Raw genomic sequence first — 25,226 nt, forward strand, 5'->3', positions numbered from 1 at the left:
CCATGCCCAACCGTCATTATTGAAGGGTCCGTCCAACAGTGGCACTCAAGAAATCAGACCTCTACTCATCGCTGTGGGCAAGTTGCGACCAGCTTCGTGGCGGCATGGATGCAAGCCAGTACAAGGACTACATCCTGACGCTGCTGTTCGTGAAGTACGTGTCCGACAAGGCCACAATCGACGCGAACAGCCTTATTGAGGTACCTTCCGGCGGTTCGTTCGACGACATGCTCGCCGCCAAGGGCGACAAGGAGATCGGCGACCGATTCAACAAGATCATCGCCAAGCTCGCCGAGGCCAACGATTTGCGGAACGTCATCGATCAGGCCGACTTCAACGATGAGGAGAAGCTCGGCAAGGGCAAGGAGATGCAGGACCGCCTCTCCAAGCTGGTCACTATCTTCAACGACCTGGACTTCCGTGGCTCTCACGCCGAGGGCGACGACCTACTCGGTGACGCCTACGAGTACTTGATGCGCCACTTCGCTACGGAGTCGGGAAAGAGCAAGGGCCAGTTCTACACGCCGGCCGAGGTGTCCCGCATCCTCGCCAAGGTGGTCGGCATTGGGCCGAATACCCGCCAGGACCAGACCGTCTACGACCCGGCCTGTGGTTCCGGCTCGCTATTGCTCAAGGCTGCCGCCGAAGCGCCGCGCGGCATGACGATCTACGGCCAAGAGAAGGACAACGCCACCTGGGCCCTGTCCAAGATGAACATGATCCTGCATGGCAACGAGATCGCCGAGATCGAAAAGGGCGACACCATCACCAGCCCGCAGTTCACCAAGGGCGACCATCTGCGGACCTTCGACTACATTGTCATGAACCCGCCGTTCTCGGTGAAATCCTGGAACAACGGCCTCGAGAACGACTACGGCCGCTTCGAGTACGGCCGCCCGCCAGAGAAGAACGGCGACTACGCCTTCCTGTTGCACGCGCTCACCTCGCTCAAGAGCACCGGCAAGGCGGCGATCATCCTGCCGCACGGCGTCCTGTTCCGCGGCAACGCCGAGGCCACCATCCGCACCCGCCTGCTCAAGCAGGGCTTCATCAAGGGCATCATCGGCCTGCCGGCAAACCTGTTCTACGGCACCGGCATTCCGGCCTGCGTGGTCATCCTCGACAAGGAAAACGCCCAGGCCCGAACCGGTGTCTTCATGATCGACGCCTCCAAGGGCTTCATGAAAGACGGCAACAAGAACCGCCTACGTAGCCAGGACCTGCACAAGGTCGTCGACACCTTCAATAAGCAGATCGAGATCGACCGCTACTCGCGCATGGTCCCGATGAGCGAGATCGCCGACGCCAAGAACGACTACAACCTCAACATCCCGCGCTACATCGACTCCTCCGAACCCGAAGACTTGCAGGACCTCAGCGCTCATTTGCACGGCGGCATTCCCGACCGCGACCTCGACGCACTCCAGGGCTACTGGGACGCCTTCCCTCAGCTGCGCAGCCAGATCTTCGCGCCGAATCGTCCGGGCTACAGCGATTTGGCTATCGACGTGGGCGCCGTGCAGCAGGCGATCTTCGACGCACCCGGTTTCCACAAGCTGCGCGACGAAGCCACCGGCATCGTCGAAGACTGGTTCGCTGCGCACCGCGACACCCTTGCCAGCATCACTGCCGACACCAAGCCGAACAACCTCATCGCGGCCATTGGCGATGACCTGCTGTCGCGCTTCAAGCCGATGCCGCTGCTCGACGAGTACGACGTCTATGAGCAGCTCATGACCTACTGGCACGACACCATGCACGACGACGCCTACCTGGTCATGGCGGACGGCTGGCTGAACGCCGCCAAGCCACGCAAGACCATCGAGGACAAGGAACGCAAGCTCTCCGAAACGCCCGATCTTGTGGTCGGTTCCGGTCGTAGTGCCACCAAATACAAGATGGATCTGATTCCGCCGGCTCTGATCGTGGCGCGCTACTTCGCCAATGAACAGGCCGCCATCGACGACCTCACCGCTGCGGCCGAGGAAGCCACCCGAGCTGTCGAGGAATACGTCGAAGAACATGCCGTCGAAGACGGACTGCTTGCCGATGCTATGGATGACGACAAGATCTCCAAGGCGCTCGTCGCCGCACGATTAAAGGCGATCAAGACCGGCGGCGACCCCGACGAAATCAAGGCACTGCAACACGCCACCAAGCTGTACAACGCCGAAGCAACCGCCAAGAAGGCTGTCAAAGACGCCCAAGGCGAGCTCGATCTCGCCACGCTCAAGAAGTACGGCGACCTGACCGAGAATGACATCAAGACCCTCGTGCTCGACGATAAATGGCAGGCGACAGTTGTACGCCGCGTCGCTGGTGAGGTTGAAGCACTTACGCGTGATCTTGTAGTTCGTATTCAGCAACTCGGTGAACGCTATGCGACGACCGTCGAGGATCTCGATTCTGAGCTACAGAAACTTGAGGCAAAGATCGCGGGACATTTGGCTGCGATGGAGGTACGTCCGTGAGTCTCACCGGGTGGACTGAAACAACCGTAGGCCAGGCTTCGGAGTTCTTGACCGGATTTCCGTTCCCTAGCTCAGCTTTCGCGGAAACAGGAATCCGCCTTATTCGCGGCTCCAACGTCAAGCGGGGAGTCATCGACTGGTCGTCAGACATCGCTAGGTACTGGTCTGACCACGATTCAAGTCTCCGCGCTTTCGTCCTTCGGGATGGCGACATCGTCATCGCAATGGATGGAGCCCTGGTAGGGCGCAGCTTTGCCCGAATCACCGAGGCTGAACTCCCTGCTTACCTAGTCCAGCGAGTTGCACGATTGCGCGGCAAGGCGATAGACCAAGACCTCTTGTATCAATGGATCGGCTCGCGAGACTTTGTAAAGCACGTCGATGACGTAAAGACCCACACTGCCATCCCGCACATTAGTCCCCGTGATATCCGTGACTTCAAGATCTCGATGCCGAAAGATCCCAATGAACAGCGTGCAGTTTCAGTGGCACTTCGAGATGCTGACGATCTGATCACCACCCTCGAACGCCTCATCACCAAGAAGCAGGCGATCAAGCAGGGCATGATGCAGCAGCTACTGACCGGCCGCACGCGCTTCCCTGGCTTTACCGAGCCCTGGTCCGAAGTCAGTATCTACCAGCTCGCGAACAATCAAAGAACCCTGTTCAACGATGGTGATTGGGTCGAGTCAGAGCACATTACGACCGCCGGAAACCGCCTGCTCCAGACTGGCAACGTCGGGGTTGGTCGATTGCTCGATCGCGGTACAAAGCGCTACGTCTCAGATGAGTCATTTTCAACGCTGAAGTGCAAGGAAGTTGTGCCAGGAGACATCTTGATCTGTCGACTTGCTGAGCCTGCCGGACGGGCTTGCATCGTGAAGGATATAGGTGAACGCCGCATGCTGACGTCTGTTGACGTCAGCATCTATCGACCCGATCCAGGGCTGGCGGATCGTCGCTTTCTGGTCGCTGCCTTCTCTACACCTGGATGGTTTCAAGAGGTGAGCGAACGTTGTGGAGGATCAACCCGGACCCGTATCGCGCGTTCAGAACTTGGTCGCATCAGAATTCCCCTGCCTAGCCTTGAGGAGCAGAAGCGGATCGCCGATGTCTTCACGGATGCCGACGATGAACTAGACACACTAGAAGCACGCCTCACCAAGGCTCGTGCTGTCAAGACCGGCATGATGAAGCAGCTTCTGACAGGCCGCACGCGGCTGCCGTTGGAGACTGCTTCGTGAGTGGTGGCAAATCGGTTCGCCTGTTCCTGGCAGACGGCACGCCTGGTGGTTTGCTGACGGCCGAGATCATGAACTGGACTGGTCATGTCGTTGCCGCACCGCGTTCTGACCTGGCGGCGCTCTTGAAGCGTCCTGAGGCGACTCGCACCGGCATCTACATCCTGCTCGGCGATGATCCGAGCAGCCTGGGTGGCCAGTTGGCCTACATCGGCGAAGGTGACGATGTCAGTAAGCGCCTGTATCAGCACGCTCGCTCGGAAGACCAGAACGGCAAAGACTTCTGGGATCGAGCCATCGTGCTGACCAGCAAAGACACCAACCTGACCAAGGCGCACGCCCGCTACCTGGAAAGTCGGTTTATCACGCTGGCGCTGCAGGCCAGCCGGGCGAGGCTCACCAACGGCACCACGCCGCCACCGATCGTCCTGCCCGAGGCCGATGTGTCGGACATGGAGTACTTCATCGAGCAGGCCAAGATCGTGCTGCCAGTGCTCGGGGTGAACCTCTTCCGGTCGCCAACGACGACCACGACAGTGCCGCACACTGAGGTAGCGGGTACGCGCACCGATTCGCCGGTATTCGAGATGACGCTGAAGAAGTCCGGCATCACCGCAACCGCACAAGAAGTCGACGGCGAGTTCACCGTGATCGAAGGCTCCAGCGCCCGGCCGAAGTGGACGGGCGGCGAGGGACACAGCTACACCAGCCTGCGGACGAAGCTGGAGCAGGACGGCACACTCGTGCCCACACCCGACGGATCGGCGATGCGCTTCACCCGCAACCACGTATTTGCCAGCCCGAGCGCAGCCGCCGCCATTGTGGCCGGCCGCAGTGCTAACGGCCGCACCGAATGGCTGGTACAAGGTGCACGAAGAACTTATGGACAGTGGGAAACCGAAGGAGTTGAGGAGGCGATGAAGCAGGAGGTGACCAATGAGTGATGTAGGACAGATTGAACGAAAGGCGCAAAACCGGGTGGTGGCGCTGTTTCGAGACCAGCTCGGCTACGAGTACCTCGGCAACTGGGAGTACCGCGAGGGCAACGCCAACGTCGAGACCGAGCTACTGACGCAGAACCTGCGCGCTCGCGGCTACGACGACAACCTCATCAACCGTGCCCTCGACCAGCTCGGCAAAGCCGCCTCGGTCGGTGCCGGCCACGACCTTTACGAAGCGAACAGGGACGTCTACGGGCTGCTGCGCTACGGCGTGAAGGTCAAGCCTGGGGTCGGTCAGCAGACCGAAACCGTCTGGCTGATCGACTGGAAGAACCCCGACGCCAACCACTTCGTTGTCGTCGAGGAAGTCACCATCGCGGGCCAACACACCAAGCGCCCCGACGTGGTGCTCTACGTCAACGGCCTGGCCCTCGCCACGCTGGAACTCAAGCGCTCCAAAGTCGCTGTCTCGGAAGGCATCCGGCAGACTATTGGCAACCAGAAGCCCGAATTCATCCGGTCGTTCTTCTCGACCGTGCAGTTCGTCTTCGCTGGCAACGATGTCGAGGGCGCGCGCTACGGCGTCATCGACACTCCCGAAAAATACTGGCTGGAGTGGAAAGAATCCTCCGACGTCGCTGACCCGCTCGACCGGGCGCTGCTGCAGATGTGCAGCAAGCCGCGTCTGCTTGAACTGATCCACAACTTCATTGTCTTCGATGCGGGCGTCAAGAAGGGCCCACGTCACAACCAGTACTTCGGCGTCAAGGCTGCCCAGGAGCGCATCGCTAAGCGTGAGGGCGGCATCATCTGGCACACCCAGGGCTCGGGTAAGTCGCTGACGATGGTGTGGCTGGCTAAGTGGATTCGCGAGAACCAGCCCGACGCCCGGGTGTTGCTGATCACCGACCGCACCGAACTCGACGACCAGATCGAGAAGGTCTTCAACGGCGTCAACGAGCAGATCTACCGCACCAAGAGCGGCGCCGATCTCATCAGCTCGCTCAACGCCAGCGAGCAGTGGCTGATCTGCTCTCTCGTCCACAAGTTCCGCGCCGCTGACAGCGCCGGTGAAGACGAGGAGGCGACCGCCGACTTCATCAAAGAACTGCACGCCACCATTCCGAAGGACTTCAAGGCCAAGGGCAACATCTTCGTCTTCGTCGACGAAGCCCACCGCACCCAGTCCGGCAAGATGCACACCGCCATGAAAACGCTGCTTCCCGAGGCGATGTTCATCGGCTTCACCGGCACTCCGCTACTGAAGGCCGACAAAGCCACCAGCATCGAAACCTTCGGCTCGTTCATCCACACCTACAAGTTCGATGAAGCGGTGGCTGACGGTGTGGTCCTGGACCTGCAGTACGAAGCTCGCAACATCGACCAGGAACTGACCAGCCCGGCACAGGTCGACAAGTGGTTCGAGGTCAAGACCAAGGGTATGACCGACCTCAGTAAGGCCGAGCTCAAGAAGCGCTGGGGCACCATGCAGAAGGTCGTCTCCAGCGAGCCGCGCGCCAAGCAGATCGTCAACGACATCCTGCTCGATATGGAGACCAAGCCCCGCCTGATGGACGGGCGCGGCAATGCAATGCTCGTCGGCTCGAGCATCTACCAGGCCTGCAAGTTCTACGAGATGTTCGTCGCGGCCGGCTTCAAGGGCAAGTGCGCCATTGTCACCAGCTACACCCCGAACGCCAGCGATATCGCCAAGGAAGATTCCGGCGCCGGCAAAACCGAGAAGATCCGCCAGTACGACATCTACCGCAAGATGCTGGCCGACTACTTCGACGAACCAGAAGACACCGCCGTGAACAAGGTCGAGGAGTTCGAGCAGGCCGTCAAACGCCAGTTCATCGAGAACCCTGGCCAGATGCGACTGCTGATCGTGGTCGACAAGCTACTGACCGGCTTCGACGCGCCGAGCGCCACCTACCTCTATATCGACAAGAAGATGCGCGACCACGGCCTGTTCCAGGCCATCTGCCGGGTCAACCGCCTCGACGGCGACGACAAGGACTACGGCTACATCGTCGACTACCAGGATCTGTTCAACTCCATCGAAGACGCCGTCGGCGACTACACCTCAGGTGCGCTGGACGGGTACGAGAAGGGTGACATTGAGGGGCTGCTCACTGACCGCATCGAGAAGGCCCGCGAGAACCTCGACGAAGCCCTCGAACGCATCCGCGCTCTCGTCGAACCTGTTGCGCCACCGAAGAACACGCTGCAGTACCAGCAGTACTTCTGCGCGGTAGAGCAGGGCAACGCCGAACAGCTCAAGGCCAACGAGCCGAAGCGCGTCGAGTTGTACAAGGCGGTCGCGGCCGTCACCCGTGCCTACGCCAACCTCGCCAACGACATGGCCGCCGCTGGCTACAGCGTGGCTGAGGCCGAGGCGATCAAGAAGGAGATCGCGCACTACGTCGACGTGCGTGCCGAGGTGAAGCTCGGTGCGGGTGAGGATGTCGACTTCAAGCAGTACGAGGCCGGCATGCGGTTCTTGCTCGACACCTACATCCAGGCCGGCGCTTCCGAAGTTGTCTCCAACTTCGAAGACACGGGTCTGATTGACCTGATCGTCAGGCTCGGCGCTGGTGCGATCGACAAGCTGCCCGCCGGGATCAAGAAGGACCCCGAGGCGGTCGCCGAGACCATCACCAACAACATGCGCAAGGTGATCATCGACGAGCACGCGTTGAACCCGAAGTACTACGACAAGATGAGCGAACTGCTCGACGCCATCATCGAACAGCGCCGCCAGCAAGCTATCGACTACCAGGAGTATCTGGCCAAGCTCCTCGACGCCGCCAAGCAACTCGGTGTCAAGGAGTCGGACACGAAGTATCCAGACTGGGCGGACAACGGCGCACGACGCGCCCTGGTTGACTTCGGCTGGCCCGATCCGGGCACGCCGATTCGGGTCGACACTGCAATCCTGAGGAACAAGCCGTATGACTGGGTCGGCAACACGATGAAGGAGAAGGTCGTCCGCCGTGCGATCAGCCGGGTCTTGCCCGACAGCTTCGGTCGGCTCGACGAACTGTTTGAACTAGTGAAGGCGCGCGATGAGTACCGCTAACGCCTACCTCACCGTCCGCGGCATCGACATCGACGTCATTTACAAAGACATCAAGAACCTGCACATCGGCGTCTATCCACCGCTGGGCCGCGTGCGAGTTGCGGCACCCGATCGACTTGATGACGATGCGGTCCGCCTGGCCGTGATTCAGCGACTGTCGTGGATCAAGCGGCAGCGGGACAAACTGCGCTCCGCCGAACGTCAGACCGAGCGCGAGATGGTGACCGGTGAGTCGCATTACGTGTGGGGCGTTCGTCGCCGACTCAAGGTCGTCGAGCGGCCAGGTCGGGTTCACTTCGAGATCGACGGCGAGAGGCTGGTGCTCTACGCGCCCGCCGAGACCTCGGCAGAGCAGCGGCGTGACTATCTCGACCGGTGGTACCGCGACCAGCTTCGGCGCGCGATTCCTGAGCTCATCGCCAAGTGGGAGCAGACGCTCAACACGACGGTCCCGAAGTGGACTATTCGGCGCATGAAGACTAAGTGGGGCTCCTGCAACCGCGAGAGTCGACATATCTGGTTCAATGCCGAACTAGCCAAGAAGCACCCCGACTGCCTGGAATACATCGTTGTCCACGAGATGACCCATTATTTCGAACGCAACCACGGCGAGAGTTTCACCAGTCTGATGGATAAGTATTTGCCCGATTGGCGCAGCCGGCGAGACCAACTAAACAAGGCGCCGCTCGCCGAGGAGTTGTGGGCATGACGCAATCAGCAGGGGCTTGGCTCGACCGACGCATCGATGGATCGCGCGGGCGTTCACAGATTGGAACTCGCCGCGCAACGACCGTGCGAGGCCGTATTCCGAGTCTTGGGTCCCGACATTGGGACCCGTTGGCGGAGCGGCTCGCGGTGTAGCGGAGTTGGGCAGGAGATAAGCTACTGCGGCCGCGGGCCACTCCTGGTGTGGAGCGATCAAGGTAGCAAAGGTGCTACGAATCACTCGAGTGCGGACATGTCCAAATGCGTGATCCCGAATCGCTGAACGACCTTGTCGAAGTCATATTCTTCCAGACTTAGTGCGTGTACCGCGCGCACCAGGTCAATATTGGACTTGTATGTAACCCTCTCGTCGTTGTGATCAATCCACGCGGGAATGATTAGACTGAAATCCTCGGTGTAATGATAGCTTGCCCGTTGGATGGGTGACCCAGCCCAAAGTAGGCACACGTCGCTGTCGAAGCCGCCCTCGAATTTGGTCGAGTCCTCAAACGGGAAATCCCACTGGAGGGTAATGTTGATATTCTTCTTATACGCCGCTATTGAATAGCGCTGCGTCTAGGTATGGCCGCTCATGGACTCGATCCAGTCCGTTCGATCGAAATTTTCAATGATGGGTCGAAGTAGTCCAATGTTCATTCAGGTCGGTCCTCACTCTTGATTGATTAGCTGATTGCGTGTCGGATTTTTACGATTAATATCTGGCGAATTCCTTTCGGTGGCGCTATGGCGAAATTATCGGAGAGGGATTCGGTGATAGTGGACTTCTGTATTGGTCGAGTTCCTTTCTTTTATGGTCGTTTGTAATGGCCTGATAGAAAATTCTCCGCCAGTGTCTGGTACCGAGAATGGGTGCCGAATTTCGGGCACAAGAAATTTTGATAATCCCGCAGACTGGCGAGTGGGAACTGAGTTAAGTGGCGCTGGCTAGCTTCTCGGATTGTGCCTCGCTGATAACTCCGCCTTGCTCAATCGCTGTTCCAGCTGAGACGAGTGACTTGAGCGCTTCCTCGATCCTGCGGGTGACGACGACGCCGGATCTGTTCCATCCGAAAATCTGCCTCACCGCGGTGATCAATTCTGGTCGCGGAAGTGAGCCCACGTCGCGGACTAGGAGAGTGATAGCCTGGCTGATTTCACTGACATGCACATGTTCTGCCTTCCTCGAAAACTCGCCAGGTCCACGTACGGATACAGCTTCCGAATCGTGGGCAATGTAGAAGTCGCCGTCCGCAATGAGCTCAGACGCTTCCAACGCCAAGTCGAGGTTTCGTCGAATCTTCGGACCGATTCGGCCAATCGACCACCAGTCTCGGATCCGCTCCTCAATGACACTAATGTGGACAGGAGACTCGTGCGTGACCAGTGTCGTTAACGGCTCAATCAAGTCACGGTGACTACCTGCAGCGCCGACTTCAACGCGCCAGTGGAGACTCTGCGCCGGCGCTGCCGAGTAGTCGATGACCCAAGAAGGGATGTCGACAACCATTGTCTCTACGGTCTCAACTTCTGCGCGCACGACCGTCGGCAATTGTTTCGGTTCTGCACTCTCTGGCTCTCTGATCGCAGTCTCGATTGCGTTGATCAGCCGTGCCTCTTCGGTCTGCTTATCTCGGTACCAGGCGGTGCCCCAGATTCGATGCATGGTCCATCCGAGGCCTGTGAGGACCTGGTCGCGAAGCCGGTCACGGTCGCGTGCGGACTGCGCTGAGTGGTATTGGAATCCGTCGCACTCCACGCCCAAGACGAAGGCTCCAGGTCGCGATGGATGACGTACTCCGATGTCAATCCGATAGCCAGCCGCACCGACCTGCGGTTCGACGACATACCCCCAACCTCGGATCGCCGCAATTACCGACTCCTCGAACGGAGATTCAGCATCGAGGCCAGTCGAGGAGTAGGGGACCGCGAGGATCTTCTGTCCGCGCTCCGCGTAGTCGAGATACGCACGGAGGTACTCCACATTTTCATTCGTTGATGGAGGAATGTCGTGGGCGTGCATCGATGCAACGACTTCGACGCGCTGGCGGGCACGGGTGATGCCAACGTTCAGTCGCCGCCAGCCTTTGTCCCTGTTCAATGCGCCGAAGTTTGTTGAGATCTTGCCAGCTTCATCTGGGCCGTACCCGACCGAGAAGATAATGACGTCGCGCTCGTCTCCCTGTACTTGTTCCAACGCGCGAATGAAAAAGCCATCGAGTCGGTCGTCCGTATCGAAGTAGACATCGAGATCGCGCCGCTCTGTGCGGGCGTCGTCGATTGCCCTTTGTACCGCATCCGCTTGGGCCACGGAGAATGTCACCACGCCGAGGCTAAGGTCAGGTCGAGTCGAGTAGTGATCGATGACCCTTTGCGCGACTTTCTGCGCTTCGACCGGGTTGATTGCACCTCCACCGCGCTGATACGTACCGCCCGCGTGGAAGAACTCCACTCCGACGTCGGATCCTTGTGCGCGCGCAGAGGGGAACGTTATGAGTTTGCCGCTGTAGAACTTGTAGTTCGAAAATGCAATCAAGTCTTCATGACGTGATCGGTAGTGCCAATTGAGGCTGATGCTCTGGAGTGCCCCCGATGCTTTGGCTAACTCGAGGATCGACTGGAAGTCCGCGACGTCGGTGTCAGGGTCTTCCTCGTCGTCGGTTGTACGCGCGAAGAAGGAGGTGGGCGGCAACTGCTTGTCGTCGCCAGCGAGGATCAGGGCATCACCGCGGTATACGCAGTTGATGGCGTCCCCCGGTGTCACCTGAGAGGCCTCATCGAAGATGACGACATCGAACTTCATAGTTGGCGGCAGGAACTGCGATACAGCGAGAGGCGACATCATGAAGACTGGTTTGATGCTCGGGGTGACTGTTTGAGTGAGATTCATCAGTTCGCGCACCGACTTGTGTTTCTTCTGCTTCGCGCCTTCGCGACGGATTATGCCGGGTTCGCCGAACGAGCTATTTGTCGCTCGGCGGGCGTTTGCAGACTCGATGATTTCTGATGTCGCGGCGGTGGTCAGGTCGCGGTCAAGGGCGCGATACTCTTCAACGAGAGCGGTACGGTCTTTGGCTAGTTTAGGATTCAGGCGGTCGTCCTCGCGGAAGACCCAATCGATCCATGCTCCGTACAGCGAACGCATGATTGCGCCTTGCATGACTGTCTCGTCGTAGCGTTGGCTCGCGCAGTATTGAACGACGGGGACGAGGCCGAACTTGTTCAAGGTTGTCATAGCGGCCGCGTACTGGAACCACTCAAGTTGCCCCCGGGTATCGCCTTTTAAGTCCTCAAGGAGTTCCGGACCCAGCTCGTAATGGTCGAGTTCGCTGGCGATCTCGCCTTGTCTTGTCTCGTCGAACGAGGTGATAATGCGTTGACTCGAGCGTTCCCAGTTCTCGATTGCAATGATCAAGTTATCGGCTGGCTGTGCACTTGCCACTGATTCAATCTGTTCCGAGGTCAGGGGCGTCCCGGTGAACTCACGAAATCGATCGACCCAGTCGATTGCGTCCTGAGCTTCGTCGAACGGAGTGTCCTCGGCGCGGAAGTAGGCCCCGAGGTGCGGACTGAGCTTCGGCTTACTTTGGGAAACCGCTTGATCGTGCTCGTGCGCACGCCCGAGTGCGTCATAAAGCTCAGCGATGCTGCCCAGGGTCCAGTCTCCGCTGAGGGCAGCCTCGATTGCGCTTGTTCGAGCTGCGGCAGCGCGCATGACCTCGGCGTTCGCCGACAACCAGGTCCTTGCATCCTCGACGAGGCCCAAATAGAGGGCAGGGCGCCCTGCCGGCGTGGGGAGGTCAGCGAGGGTGCGTCGCCACGCTTCGAAGGCGGCTTCTGCCTGGCCGAGAACGCTAGAATATGGCTCGCTCGAACCTGCGCCGGTGAAGTACTGGACTGTTCGCGGATGCACGTCTGCGCCGGTGTAACGGAGGATCTCGTCGACAGTTTTGAGCGCGACATCAAGAGCCTGATAGTCGGTATTCGCGCCGTCCCAGTACTGGCCGAGGGCATGACTAGATTCTGCAGCTTCTACCGTGAATGCTGTCCTCGTTTGGTTCCACCGAAGTGCATCGTCGAGGCGTGAGATTCCAACCTTGACCTGCGAAGCATCGACCAAGACTTCAGCGAGCGCGCGCTTGTCGGTCCGGTAGGCTCCGGAGAGTTTGCGCAAACCGCGATGGAGGTTCTGGAACCGGTCTTGTAACTCGGCCAAAGGCTGATCGAGTGATGATGGTGTGAACATGCTTGCCGCTGCGGCTTCGGCAGTTCGAAGCTCTATCGTCCTTGCGCTGAGCCGTCGCGCTGCAGCACGCGCAGCTTCGAGTCCGCATGGAGTGAACCATGTCGACTCAAGCCGAACCGCTCGCGATTTGAGGTTGAGGAGCGCCCTCATTTGCGGAAGGCTCGAGAACTTAATGTCAGTGGGCAGTCCAAGTTCGCTGGCGATTGCCTGCAGCGCCTGACGATGGTCTTCGAGCATGACGGCGTCGCTGTCAAATGTATTGGCGGTGCGAGTCAGGAGTCTTGTCGACAGCGTATGCAACGGGACCGCCGCTGGCGTCAGCTGGAGCGGGTTAGGTTCCGGCGGAATTTGATCCTGTTGTGGAATTGAAGTCCACGACTGTCCGCCGATCAGAGCTTCGACTGTCGAGATGGATTTGCGTCGGGCGCTGACCAACTGGCGCAGCGTATTCAACGAGGTGTTGATGGGTTCGGTGTCCCGTACGGACAACCATCCCATCGAAGTTTCACCGCCGACAGCCTGGGTGGCAAGCCCGATGATCTCGTCTAGCATCCGTGCATCCGATGGCCGCGACAAATTGAAGGCTCGCATTAGGGCTTCATTAACGGATGTCGCTGACTGCAGGACACTGAGGTCATCGAGCGCCCTCGCCAGTTGGGTCTCAAGCGGGTGTTCGACGATGACGTCGCGCCAAGTGAACGAATCGCCCTGAACCGCTGGACGCCAAGCTCGGCCGAGCTGACTTAGCGTCTCCTCCACTACAAATAGGTCCTCTTGGCTCAACGTGAGTGGCTCGGTCGCTGGGGCGGGGACAGCTGGCGAATCTGATAGCAAGTCGTGCTTACCAATCACATCGTGCAGCGCCAAGCTGAGCGGCTTCCGAACCTCATTCATTGCTGCCGCGTAGGCATTGAGTTGCTCACGGCGTTGCCGGATCCGATTTCGCTCGCCGCGTGTCATTCCGTGAGGTGGCCGCACAGTGTTGTCTAACGTGTTCATCAGCTCGACGGCGACCTCCTTGCGACTGGCCTTATGCGAGTGGAGTTCGAGGAGGTAGCTTGCTAGACCTGCGTCAGCCAGCCGGTTACGAACCACGTCGAGCGCTGCAATCTTCTCGGACACAAACAGGACGCTCTTGTTGGCGTGAACCAGAGAGCCGATCATGTTTGCGATCGTCTGTGATTTGCCTGTCCCCGGAGGCCCGTCCAGGACGAAGGACTTCCCCGCCAGCGCGGCCGCGATCGCGGCACGCTGAGAGGAGTCGGCGTCAAGGACGAGCGGAGTCACCTCGGGTGAAAAATGGTCATCGATCTGGGCTGAGGGGATGGCGTTGAACCGAAATGCCGCCGTCTGCTTTTTGGGGTTCGACGTTGCGAGGGCTCGCACCAGGGGACTTGCAAGGACCGCGGCTTCGTTATCTTGGAGGTCCCTAAACATGGCCTCCTTCATGAATGAAAAGGTTCCAAGATAGGTATCGTCTGTCATCGTCCATTGGCTGATGGCATCATCCGCGGTCTCGAGCTTCGTCCGTACAAGATCGAGGACGTCGGTGACGCTCTCGCTATCCAAGTCCTCGGCTTCTGGAAGTTCGATGCCGAATTCCTTGAGGCGCAGCAGGAGCGCGGGGTTGATTACGGCACCGTCGTCACCTTCCGCGATGGTTGGTGTGGCCTTAGGTCCTTGCGAGTGCAATTCGACCGGTTGCAGCAGAATTGGCGACACCATGTCCTTGTCGTCGATGTCTTTCCATTCGAGCAGTCCGAACGACATGTAGAGGATGGATACGCCACGTTCGAGGTAGTCGGAGCTCGCACGGCGCATGAGCGAACGAGCGACTGTGCCGACCTCGCTGTCGGGCCGTGCACAGTGGAAGTGTGCATTGGAAGGGCGCTTCTTAGTGCCGTCGGTAGCGTCGGGCTCGAGGTCTCCGACGAGGCGCTGGTCTGTGCCCGTACGGAGTGCTTCCAGTAGATGGTCGGGGCTTGGGCTGTCGATTCGAAGCGTCGACGTCTTTCGTGGTTTAAAGCCAATCAATTGACTCGTACGCGTCAGTCCGACGAGACCGTCGCGCCACGTCTTCAGTGCTGCCTGGACGTCGTCCACTGGTGCCCCATTCTTGATCTTTGGTGATAGCCAAATTGTTTAGATTCGTGATGCTAGCCGGGGGTACTGACATTCTTGAATGCGGGTATTCGGCCATTCCTTCGAACGGGTGATTTTGCGATTGTTTTGGGTCAGAATTGTCAAAACTAGAGCAAATTGGGTCAAGGTTGTGAAAGGATGCCTGGGCTCGTCGAGTGGTGAAGCCCGATAATCCGTCAGGTCATGGAGCTTAAATGTTCACCGCACGTGCCCGAGCGTCGTTAGGCTTCACTTATCCAGGCGCCAGGTCGACCCGCCATCGCTCTGCCTCGTCGTCGGTAACGCCCGCGGCGCTGACGACTGAGATCAGGTCCTCCTGGCGGGCCTGACCGAATGCGAGGCGGTAGTACGCGACTCTTTTTTGGACGCGGTCGATCCGCGCCTCATCTGTACTGAGCTGGTATGGCATCAGTTCCCGGATCACTTGGTGTGGTCCCGGGTATACCCAGTCGGGAGCGAGACCCGGCAATGCGTCCTGGTAGGGGGCGTCCGCCTTCGCGAGGCTGTATGCGGCCAGCCAGGGATTCGCTGCCCCGAGCATCGTGCTGCCGTGCGTATGTGCGATGTTGCGTCGAACTGCGTGACCACGGAAACGGTTGACTCGGCCTTCACGCTGCTCATAGTCGACCGGGCTCGCAGGGATATTCCAGTGAACTAGGTTGTGGCACCACGGGTGGAAGTCGATTCCCTCCTGGCCCACGCTCGTGGTGACGAGGACGAACGGGGCAAATGGGGAGTTGAATGCTTCACGAACCTCAGACGAACGAAGCGATCCCTCCTCGACCTTTGCATCGCCGTAACGAAGTGCGAATCGGCAGGGGAACGGTATGGAGCTCCCGTCCATTGGATCCTTACCCTCGTAGGTCGCCTCACGAAGGCGCATCGCTTGCGCAGCTTCGGTCGCAACGGCAATTAAGGACTCGTCGTCGACAATGGCGTCGCCTTCGACAGCAGTCAGGTGAAAGATGTACTCGTCGAGCATGGCCTGAAGGTTGCCGTCAGCGCAGTATTGAAGCACCTTCTCCCAGTAGGGTCTGCTGTCGGGATACAGGCCGTCGAGAATCATGCCGGTCTCCGGACGGCTGAAGAGCGTCCGCAGCCCCGATGCCAGGACAGCGGCAGCCCTCCATTTCCCAGCGCGGGACACCGCGTCCGTCGAGACGTCCAGACGCCCTAATGATCGCCAAGCACAGTTGGCCGGCGAATGCATCGCCAGATTGGCGACTCGCTCTGCCAGCGCAGGAGGAAGTTGATCCAAGTCGAGAGGTACCGCGCTGCTGGCCTCGACAGCCGCTTCGAGGTAGCCGCTGATTGCCGACGCAGAGTCGGAGTCGCTGACCGTGTCCACGCCGGGAGATGTCCCCTTCCGACGGTCTGCTCCCATTGACTTAGCTGCGTCGAACTCGCCCGTGGAACTGCCTGTAAATTCCTTGAAGCCGGCACCTTCAAGTGCGAGGGGCCACCGCCACACAAGATCGGCGAACTCTGGACTCCGTGACTCAACTGCATTCTTGGGTAGCTTCGCGCGAAGGGATGCCGCAACGATCTGCACCGCTGAGCCGGGGTCGGCGGGACTTGCGGTCACCTTCGCGGCATGCAACGGATCAGTCTGATCCGCGATCTGCGGCATTGGTAGGAACGGGATGAAGTTCATCATCGAGGAGAGATCGCCCCGCTTCAGGGGCAGGCGCCAGTTAGTCGACTCGTGTCCGAGACCAGCCTTGCGAGCGATGCGCCGCCGCGCTTCGTAACTCAGTAACGAGGCGACGGCCGTCGGCGTCGCTGACCACTCAGAGAAGATGAGCTTCTTCGTCATCGCTTGTGCATCGACGGTCGAATAGGCGCCTGCGGGCGTGAAGTAGGGAAGCGATGGTGGAACCCACAGCAGTTCCTGCCAACCATGGCCGGTGGTTTCGTCGATGAGTGCACGGAGTCGCGGATTCACATTTGGTAGTTCCTCGAACCGCTTTAGTGCCTGCAGATCCAGCTTCTGCAGATCCTTGAGCTTTGCCGCAATTTCAGGATCACCACGATGGTCTCGGGTCCGCCTTCCAATTTGATAGGCATCCATGAAGTGGACCAGTTCGGGGACCGACTTCCATACATCCATCGGCAACGAGCTGTCGACGAGCCGTGCTAACTCAGTGAGTTTGATGAACTGCTCGACGTCCTTGATCGACACCGCAGCTGCGGGAACGTGCACCTTGCGCACCATGGAGTCGGTCACATTGGAGGGGCGCTCAGTCCGGCACATGATCGACAGGAGACGTTCGCGAAGCTCATCCCGGATCTCATGCGGATCGGCTTCCGACGTCACGGACTGGCGGAATTCATTGAGCAGCCGCGCGATCTCTGCGACACGGTCGTCGGACGACGAGCCAGTCGCGGGGCCGGAAAGGAATCTCAAGGTGTCTTCGAACTGATCGCGATGAGAGCCCGACCCGCTTTGGTTGCCATCGATCGTCCCATCCAGGTCGAATGGTTTGTACGGTGTTGCGGACAACAGGAGAACTCGAGCACCTTCGTAACCAAAGAGTTCCTGAGCTAGCTCACTCACGGGTCGATCACCGCCGATAAGGTCGGTGAAACGCTGAAACTCGTCGAGAATAATCAGATCGGGCTCGAGCGCTTCCACACCAGCCCTTGCCAGCGTCTTGCGAAGGCCAATCACGACATTGGCGGCTGCGGAGTCACCGCCAGGGATGCTTCGTTTGCCGATAGTTTGGTCCATCAATGAGGTGAATGCTTCCAGGACTGATTGCTGCCCATGCTCATGTTGCCTGGCAAGTTCCCGGAATTTTTCGACAACAACCTCGGCGAGGTAGCCTCCTCCGTCGGAACCGTCTCGCCATCGCGACTCAAACATCGCGATGCGGTCCTGGAACCGTTCCTTCGTGGCGATGCCACCTTTCAGGATTCGAAGGGCGGCGGTTTCCTCAGACCGTCTCATGTTCAGCCCCATATGGTCGCGAAGGATCACAAACAGAAGGGCGCGCTCCTCTGCCGATCCTGTCCGCCATCCTCGGTCCGGGAACGATGTTGCGGGTGTCAGGGTAATCAGATTCACCGGTTTGCCAACGTTGGTCACCGGGGTCTTCAACTGATGACTCGATACCGCGAGAAGGCTCAACCTCGTCGACATTTCGACCGGAGTGCCGAGCACATTGAGGCGTTTGATGTTCTGGCGGGCAACGTCGGCGTTTGAACAGATGTAGACGACGTCGATTCGTCCGACGCTGTCATCGTCCTGGAGTTCCTCGACCGCAGAGGCGATGACACCTCGGGCGATCAGACTCTTGCCTAGCCCGGTTTCATCGGCAACCAAATACCTGGTTCCGGACCGACTCCGGTAGAAGACGTCGACCACCTTGTCGACGGTGCGGCGCTGAAACTCACGGAGGCCGTTTAGGTAAGGCTCGGCGGAGAACCTTTGGTCGGTCACGCTTCGACGCCTTCCAGTTGTGTGGCTGCTGAGACCGCTGCCCAAAGCTCTGAAAACCCTTCTGGCAGAACACTGTTTGGATCGCCCTTGGCAATGATTGACGACACGACCCCAGACAAGTGGCGGAGGCCGTCCGTATTACTCACAGACGATCGCATGACGAGTTCGAAAAGGCCTTGGTCGAACTGTTTCCAGGACGTGCCTTGGCCCCCGAGCGGTTCGCCGCCGGCGCCGTCATCTGAGCTGGGAGAGACGCCGAATGCCAGGATCAGGGCGAGGAGTCGACGGAAGGCCTCGGGTGAATCGAGCTGGGCAGTAACGATCGAGTCGTAGCGTCGGGGATCGTCTCCTAGGAGTTCAGCTTTCAGCACAGTCTTGGCCGTCGTGCCGTCAGCAATTTCGACAGAGAGAACGAGGAAAGCCGTGACGTTGCTTAGCTTCAGGTCGCGGAACTCGACCCGAACCGGAGCTCCGCAGGCAACTTCATGCCGTGCCGCCTGATCGGTTAGCAGTGCCAGTGACAGCTTTACGTTCTCGTCAAAGGTCGGAACGGGTCCATCGCTGGTGACGGCAAGCATTGCGGTCTCGTCGCTGGCCATGAGCGTGGCAGTCAACGGGATTCCAGCGACAACGCGGACATAGTTGTCTAGCCTCGCCTGGACTTCATCGTGGTCAGTCTTCCCGGAGTTGATGTCTGTACCCGCGATGATCGATGCGAGTCCTTCCTTCCCGAGAAATGCGTCAACACCGAAGGTCTTGGTTTGTCCAGTAAGTTCGGCCAAGATTTCGACGTTGCTGGTGAATGCGGCACCAGTCGCGTTCGCGGATCCGACGAATAGATGGCTCCGTTTGCTGCGCTCTACCGCGTAAAACTTCGCGTGGAGCCCGCTGAGGATCGAATTGCTCGAAGCGTCCTCGTCCTCACTCGAAATCCCTGCATCAGGTGACAGTACGAACGCCTCGTCGATCCAGTCGGCGTTCTCCGTGCTCAGTCCATCAAGAGATTCTTGGCGCGAGACGACGTAAACCGGTCCGCGCGCGTCGTTAGTTAGCCGGTCGAAGCCGTCATCCGTAAGGAAGGGGGACACGACGAGGTGTTTGTATCCCGAGAAATCGGGTTGGGGTGCTTTGCGGCCAGGCAGTCCGTAGACATGAAATCCGAGATCGATCGCTCCGGGTGGCAAGTCCCAATCGGCCTTCAGGATTAAGTCACGAAGGCTAGCGATTCGCTGGCTCGTGCGTTCCGGCAGGCTGTTGGAGTCGCCGAGATAGGCGAGCAGGTTCACGAGCGGGACGTTCATAGGATTCCGTCGGGATCCGACTACACCATCAACGGAGAGTGCGACGTCCCAGGACCGGTCCTTGGTGAGGTTTCGGCTCAAGATGAGGAGTCGTATGGTCTGCTCGCCGTCGTCAGTGAGGTACTGCCCGATCCAGACTTTGGGATGGAAGAGACCGTGCGGCCTATGGATCCCGTGGATTGAATTCTCAAGAAGGGAGAACAGTGGGCTCTGATCCTTCGGCACCGAAACTTTGCCGACCTGGTGAAAGATGTCGACGTTCTGAACGCTGGCCGTTATAGCGGCAACTTTCTCGACGGCATCCGCTGCGTCCGGACTTGCACTTCCTGCGAGGGCAAGACAGGGGAGCAGTGCACTTTCTAGGTCGAGAGTGAACGTGGTTCCGAGCAAATACTCGATCGCGGAGCCGGGTTCGGGTGCAAGCTGTTTCAGCAGCGTGGTTCTACTATCCGGCGGTAGCATCAGCGATTCCCTCTCGGATATCGGCAAGAAGAACTTGGACGTTGGGCCAGCGATAGATCAACCTGTTCGAGCCGGACGAACCGCCCCAGTTCTTGAGCTGCCGTTCGTTTTGTAGTCGGGACTGAGACCCCTTGTTCTGCCGTTCGCGATCTGTGATGGCGCGCCGCACCTGGTTGTCGGTCGCGACAGCTCGCGCCCCGTTGGCCTGGACAATATCGATCCAGTTATTAATGAATAAACGGGTGCCGGGTGCGACAGGGCGCCCGAGAGTTCGTCCCTTGGCAACCGTCTGCCAGAACGCATGCCGGTCCCAGTTTTCAAACGCTTTCTCGTTCCTGGGTGCCTCCATCTCGGTGACCCATGCCTCGATGCGTTCGGAATAGAAGTCGGAGTAGCCATCTTCGCTGTCTGGTAGTGCGTCGTATTTTGTGGCAATCAGTTGGTTATAAATCAGCGCCGCACCGTTGATGGCGAGCGAGAACAAGCGGGCATGCTCGATTTGATCCTGGAACTTTCTGGGGGCTGTCACCAGGGTCGGATGGTCCCACGGGGCGTCAAACTCGTAGGGATCTGCGAGGAGTCCGTCGGTCAGAAGGTATGCCAAGTACGAATCAGGTACAGCCATGACGATTCGTTCCTTGAGCCACTCGGCTTCAGTCGAAGTCAGCGACAACCCTTCGTCGATTGTGTACGGAAATCCGGCGGGCGCCGGGATTGGTACATTCCATGTGAGTGCCTTTGGATCTGCGAGAATCCCGTATCGCCCAAGTGCGGCCCAGTACAAACTCGATGGCAATGTCTGGATAGCCTTGCCAGCCTGGGCCCCGATCATCCCCGCTTCCGGAACCGGATTGCGAAGTGTTTCGATCGTCGAGCGCTCTATGAGATTCGCTTTGGTGCGCACCGAGGTGCCGATGTGCTTGGCCGCCGCCTTCTGGAATGCCCAGGGAACCAAGAGAAAATACCTGGCCCGGGCATGCACGGTCGAGGTCCCAGGGAACAGAAGGTCTCCGAGGGCGTCGCGGACCTGGCCGATGCCGAGATCATCGAGCGTCCCGGTGTCCGAGAAAAGCTTCACAATCTCTCGCATGCGGCGCTCGTCCTCGGGGGATGTATCCAACCAAGCGAGACTCGACATGAAGACCTTCCGCGATGGGCGTGACGGGCGCTGAACTGACGACGAATTTGGTTCAGTCCGCAGCGACGATGGGGCTCGATTAATGTTGCCCCGAACTCGATCGACGTCAACCCCTGTACGGGTAGTGGGTCCGGCATCTGCACAAGTTTCGTTCGTCTAGATGACAGCTTCCCCTCAGCGAATTGGCGACAGCTGCAGACTGTGGCGACAAAATTGAACAGCGGCCAAAACTGTCAGTGTCACATGACAATGTGGTGCAGCAAGTGAATTGGACTGAGGGGAGACAACTTTGAGTCAGGCGAGTGGTGCGCGGACAACCGAGGAAGAGGTGTGGGACCTCTTTGATCAAACGCAGACTCCCGATGAGGTCGCGTACGTCGTCGCCGCAGCGATGAAGGGCGATGCGGAACTCGCCGCACAGCTTGGTGACGAGGAGTCCGTGCAACAACGTCCCGAGGGCGGCGAAGCCGATTCCGAGCCACTGAAGGCCTACCTCAAATCGATTTCCGTCGAAGGTTTCCGCGGTATCGGACCGAAGTCGACGCTGACGGTGAATCCGCGGCCCGGTGTCACTGTGGTCAGCGGGCGCAACGGGTCGGGCAAATCCAGCTTCGCGGAGGCGTTCGAGTACGCGGTCACCGGCAAAAGCTACCGGTGGACAGGCAAAGCCGCCCACTGGAAAGAGTCCTGGCGCAACAAACACGCCGGCCATCCGGCCACGATCGGCCTCACGTTTGCCGGACAGTCCGACACGTCACCCGACGAGGCATTTTCGCTGCAGGTCGGCGTCAAGTGGAAGGCTGAGGTTACTGACGTCGATCAGGCCGAAAGCTGGGTCAAACGCGACGGTGGAGAACGGACCACTCTCGAAGCGCTGGGATGGGCTCGGCCGGCCGAGACCTACCGGCCCATCCTGAGTTACGACGAGCTCGGCGGCCTCTTCGAAGACGGGCGCGCCGCCCTCTACGACGCGCTCAACAAAATCCTGGGCCTCGACGAGATCGGCAACGCTGAGAAGTACATCGCCGCAGCACTAAAAGCAGCGGGTGAAGAACGCAAAACAGCTGACGCCATGTGGCGTCAATTGAAGAAGACGATCGCGGCCTGTGACGACGGTCGTGCGAGGACCGTGCACGCCGAGATCAAGCAACGGCCCTTTGACCTTGACCTAATTGCTGGCGTTATCACTGGAAGTGCGTCACCCCAGACAAGTCTCATTCAATCGTTGCGGGAGTACGCCGCAACTGAACAGGTGACCCTCGACGACGTTGTCACGTGCACTGCGGAACTCAACGCCGCACACGGAGCCGTCGCCGATGGTGCGGACGCGGTGTTGCAGTTGCTGGCCGACCGCACCGAGTTGCTGCGGTCGGCGCGAGCCTATGTCGCTGCAACAGGAGATGACGACTGCCCTGTCTGTGAGGCTCCGCTTGCGAAGGACTGGGGTGAGCGCGTCGAGGAGGCAATGGCGGAATCGGAGGCGAAGCTCGTCGAGCACAGGCAAGCGCTGACGCGACTCACTAACGCCAAGCGTTCGGCATCAGAGCTTGTTGCGCGCCTACGGCCGTTCGATATCGACGTCGAATTGGACGGATGCTCCGCCCATGCGTCGGCGGTTGCGAGCGCTCAAGCTCTACCGACGAACAGCGCAGAGTGGGCTGCACATCTCGAAACGACGATGCCAACTGCCCTCACCACAAGTGCCGCGGTTGCTGAACAGGCAGAACAACACGCGAATGAACTTGAGGACGAGTGGGCACCGGTTGCTGTTGAGGTAGCTGCCTGGATCCAGGCAGAGCAGGCTGCTCGTACAAAGCAAAGCCGCCTCGACGTTCTGGATGCAGCGAAGTTGTGGCTGAAGGAGCAGGGGGAGGTCCTTCGTGCTCGACGGCTGGAGCCGGTTGCTTCCAAGGCCCGCGAGATCTGGGCGCAGCTGCGTCAAGAGAGTGGCGTCGACCTGGGCAGCATCACCTTGGAGGGAGCGGGGACGTCGAAGCTGCGTTACGTCAGCGTCCAAGGATCGGTGGAAGGCGAGGACACCGGCATCCTCTCGGTGATGAGCCAAGGGGAACTGCACGCTTTGGCCCTGGCCCTGTTCATTCCCCGCGCCACCGTAGCGTCGAGCCCGTTTGGCTTCATCGTCCTGGACGATCCGATCCAGGCCATGGACCCAGCAAAGATCGACGGCTTCCTGTCAGTGCTGCAGGAATTGGGCAAGACCCGACAGGTCATCGTCTTCTCGCACGACGACCGCCTACCAGCCGCGATCCGCCGGCTGTCGGTGGAGGCCGATCTGGTGGAAGTCACCCGCGAGCCAGGCTCAAGAGTGATCGCTAAACCTGCTGAATCGCCCGCGCATCGATACGTTGACGACGCATTCGCGCTCATCGTGGATGACAACGTCAGTGACGTCGTGAAGGCCAAAGCAGCACCAGGATTGTTCCGTTTCGCGGTGGAGTCTGCGGCACGGCAACGCTACTTCCGGGACTCGGCGAAAGACGGGGTCAGTGCCGCACGTGCTGAAGCCGTCTGGTTGGAAGCACGCAAGACAGGCTCGCGGGTAGCGCTTGCGGTCCACGGCGACCCGGCTCGGACGATTTCCGGCTGGGTGCATCACCGCCAATATCGTCAGCCGACAATCGCGGTCTGCACAGCAGGAGTGCACAACGGTCAGATTCTCGACAAGGCGTCAGTATCCGATCTGCGGAAGACCGTCGACGATATTTTGGATCAGTCGTGAACTCCGCAGCTCTGGTTCTCCTGGCGCATGCTGATGGACTGCTCTCCGGGCAGTCAACGGTGGCGTCCGGCAATTCGGCGCGGCTTGCAGCGTTCGTCGCCAGACAGGCCGCGGAGATTCTGATCGACGATCGTTGCGCGGAACTCGGGGCCGCGTGTCCCGAGGGCACGATGCGTTCCAAATCATCTGTCCTCAAATCCCTCGATGCTGAAGGCCCGGGCGTGGATCTGGTCTATGCGTGGAATCGGCTCAGCGAGTGCTGTCACCAGCATGCGTACGAGTTGGCGCCCACCGTGAACGAGGTGCGCGGGCTGTGCGTCGCAGTGGCGGCGTCTGCGGCGGGGCGGTGGAGATGGCCGGTAGCTGAGAATGTGAGCCGCGGCTACCACGGCGCACTGCGTTGAGGCGGACAGTCCGAAATTTGCGAGAAGTGCTCCGCCAGAAGTGGATTCGTTGAAGTCAACGTACTAGCGGGGCTCGCAATTCGGGCCGTTTCGGGTGTCGTCTAGATAGACGTAATCGCGGCATCAGCGCGAATGCTGGGACCTACTCGATCCATTGGTCTTCGCAGAGGGTTCCAGTCGCGGCACCCACAACGGCTCCGGCTGCTTCGAGCGTCCACGTCGAGGTCTTGGACACTATTTGGAGAACCGTTTCGGTGGTCGTGTGGCCATTGCGGAGGTAGTGGCAGATTTGGTAGCCGGGGCGCAGTACCCCCCGCGCGACCGGACTCTGTTGAGATGCCGTGCATGCGGACGGTTGCGAGGAACGATTCTTCGTTGACGCACGTTGGTCTTCGGCGTTCATTGGAGGAGGTTGGAGAGGCGCGGCCGCGGGGGTGCTAGAAGCCGGCCTACTGGCGGGACCTGGCGTGGTGTGTGCTCGGGTGCTGCTGGGGCTGGTAGCGGTGTCGACAGTTTGCAACGCGGAGTCGGGGAGCAGTGCGCCGACAGTGCCGACGACGACGAGCCCGGCCAGAAGTGACCACCGCAGATAGTGCGGTCTGGCCTCGGGATTGCGGTTACGGGCGATGAAGGTATCCGTCGCGTTGCGTTGTAGCTCGCCGATCGGCCTGTCGTTCGAACGATCGATCCCGCGGCGTTGTCACACCCGTACGGCACTATTGCACTCATAGATCTTGGTTTGGACGACGCAATGGCTGTTGGGATGGGCCGACCCGTGCCAAAGGTAGAGGTTGTTGTGCCGAAGTAGATGGACGCTCTGTGTGGTCCCTGAGTTTTGTCATGCAACGTCCGGAACCAAGTCAGGCTGCTACCACGGATGTCCAACGACGGTCGTCGTCCTTGAAAGGAGAACT

The 25,226-nt window shown here is 59.5% G+C and carries 12 protein-coding genes; 7 read left to right on the forward strand and 5 right to left on the reverse strand.

Annotation, left to right across the window (positions count from 1 at the left end):
• Positions 1-38 precede the first annotated feature (38 nt).
• Genes AC1L34_RS02175 through AC1L34_RS02195 form a run of 5 tightly spaced genes read left to right on the forward strand, consistent with a single transcriptional unit; the run spans position 39 to position 8,444 of the window.
• Positions 39-2,471: a type I restriction-modification system subunit M gene (locus AC1L34_RS02175; protein WP_424322096.1), complete on the forward strand. Its 2,433-nt coding sequence runs from the start codon at positions 39-41 to the stop codon at positions 2,469-2,471.
• Positions 2,468-3,715 (forward strand): restriction endonuclease subunit S, encoded by a 1,248-nt coding sequence (locus tag AC1L34_RS02180; protein WP_424322095.1) that lies wholly within the window; start codon positions 2,468-2,470, stop codon positions 3,713-3,715. Before AC1L34_RS02175 ends, AC1L34_RS02180 begins: the two co-directional genes overlap by 4 nt.
• 50 nt (positions 3,716-3,765) lie before the next feature.
• Positions 3,766-4,656: a GIY-YIG nuclease family protein gene (locus AC1L34_RS02185; protein ID WP_424322094.1), complete on the forward strand. Its 891-nt coding sequence runs from the start codon at positions 3,766-3,768 to the stop codon at positions 4,654-4,656.
• Positions 4,649-7,735, forward strand: coding sequence for a type I restriction endonuclease subunit R (locus AC1L34_RS02190; RefSeq protein ID WP_424322093.1), 3,087 nt, complete (start codon positions 4,649-4,651; stop codon positions 7,733-7,735). The genes AC1L34_RS02185 and AC1L34_RS02190 overlap by 8 nt, the downstream gene beginning before the upstream one ends.
• Positions 7,722-8,444, forward strand: coding sequence for a M48 family metallopeptidase (locus AC1L34_RS02195; protein ID WP_424322092.1), 723 nt, complete (start codon positions 7,722-7,724; stop codon positions 8,442-8,444). Before AC1L34_RS02190 ends, AC1L34_RS02195 begins: the two co-directional genes overlap by 14 nt.
• A gap of 927 nt (positions 8,445-9,371) precedes the next feature.
• On the opposite strand, the gene AC1L34_RS02200 is transcribed toward AC1L34_RS02195, so the two are convergent.
• The 4 genes from AC1L34_RS02200 to AC1L34_RS02215 all read right to left on the reverse strand — a co-directional run bounded on the left by AC1L34_RS02200 (position 9,372) and on the right by AC1L34_RS02215 (position 21,168).
• Positions 9,372-14,786, reverse strand: coding sequence for a DUF4011 domain-containing protein (locus AC1L34_RS02200; RefSeq protein ID WP_424322091.1), 5,415 nt, complete (start codon positions 14,784-14,786; stop codon positions 9,372-9,374).
• Positions 14,787-15,057: 271 nt separating this feature from the next.
• The gene (locus tag AC1L34_RS02205) at positions 15,058-18,267 is read right to left on the reverse strand and encodes a C-terminal helicase domain-containing protein (RefSeq protein WP_424322090.1); all 3,210 of its coding nucleotides are present in this window, start codon (positions 18,265-18,267) and stop codon (positions 15,058-15,060) included.
• Positions 18,264-20,030: a phospholipase D family protein gene (locus tag AC1L34_RS02210; RefSeq protein ID WP_424322089.1), complete on the reverse strand. Its 1,767-nt coding sequence runs from the start codon at positions 20,028-20,030 to the stop codon at positions 18,264-18,266. The genes AC1L34_RS02205 and AC1L34_RS02210 overlap by 4 nt, the downstream gene beginning before the upstream one ends.
• The gene (locus AC1L34_RS02215) at positions 20,014-21,168 is read right to left on the reverse strand and encodes a DUF6361 family protein (RefSeq protein ID WP_424322088.1); all 1,155 of its coding nucleotides are present in this window, start codon (positions 21,166-21,168) and stop codon (positions 20,014-20,016) included. Before AC1L34_RS02215 ends, AC1L34_RS02210 begins: the two co-directional genes overlap by 17 nt.
• A gap of 289 nt (positions 21,169-21,457) precedes the next feature.
• Here AC1L34_RS02215 and AC1L34_RS02220 point away from each other — a divergent pair, with 289 nt between their 5' ends.
• Together AC1L34_RS02220 and AC1L34_RS02225 are read left to right on the forward strand one after the other, a co-directional pair.
• On the forward strand, positions 21,458-23,908 hold the full coding sequence (locus AC1L34_RS02220; protein ID WP_424322087.1) for an AAA family ATPase: 2,451 nt from the start codon (positions 21,458-21,460) through the stop codon (positions 23,906-23,908).
• Positions 23,905-24,312, forward strand: a complete 408-nt coding sequence (locus AC1L34_RS02225; protein WP_424325729.1) for a hypothetical protein — start codon at positions 23,905-23,907, stop codon at positions 24,310-24,312. Before AC1L34_RS02220 ends, AC1L34_RS02225 begins: the two co-directional genes overlap by 4 nt.
• Before the next feature lie 142 nt (positions 24,313-24,454).
• Here AC1L34_RS02225 and AC1L34_RS02230 read toward each other — a convergent pair whose 3' ends face one another.
• Positions 24,455-24,715 (reverse strand): DUF732 domain-containing protein, encoded by a 261-nt coding sequence (locus AC1L34_RS02230; RefSeq protein WP_424322085.1) that lies wholly within the window; start codon positions 24,713-24,715, stop codon positions 24,455-24,457.
• Positions 24,716-25,226: the final 511 nt, after the last annotated feature.

The organism is Gordonia sp. 34D (assembly GCF_056682775.1).

What these genes read in the sequence shown, in the direction of transcription:
- AC1L34_RS02195 (WP_424322092.1), top strand. Translation starts at nt 7,722, where the DNA reads ATGAGTACCGCTAACGCCTACCTCACCGTCCGCGGCATCGACATCGAC.
- AC1L34_RS02210 (WP_424322089.1), bottom strand. Translation starts at nt 20,030, where the DNA reads ATGCTACCGCCGGATAGTAGAACCACGCTGCTGAAACAGCTTGCACCC.
- AC1L34_RS02230 (WP_424322085.1), bottom strand. Translation starts at nt 24,715, where the DNA reads ATGAACGCCGAAGACCAACGTGCGTCAACGAAGAATCGTTCCTCGCAA.
- AC1L34_RS02190 (WP_424322093.1), top strand. Translation starts at nt 4,649, where the DNA reads ATGAGTGATGTAGGACAGATTGAACGAAAGGCGCAAAACCGGGTGGTG.
- AC1L34_RS02215 (WP_424322088.1), bottom strand. Translation starts at nt 21,168, where the DNA reads ATGTCGAGTCTCGCTTGGTTGGATACATCCCCCGAGGACGAGCGCCGC.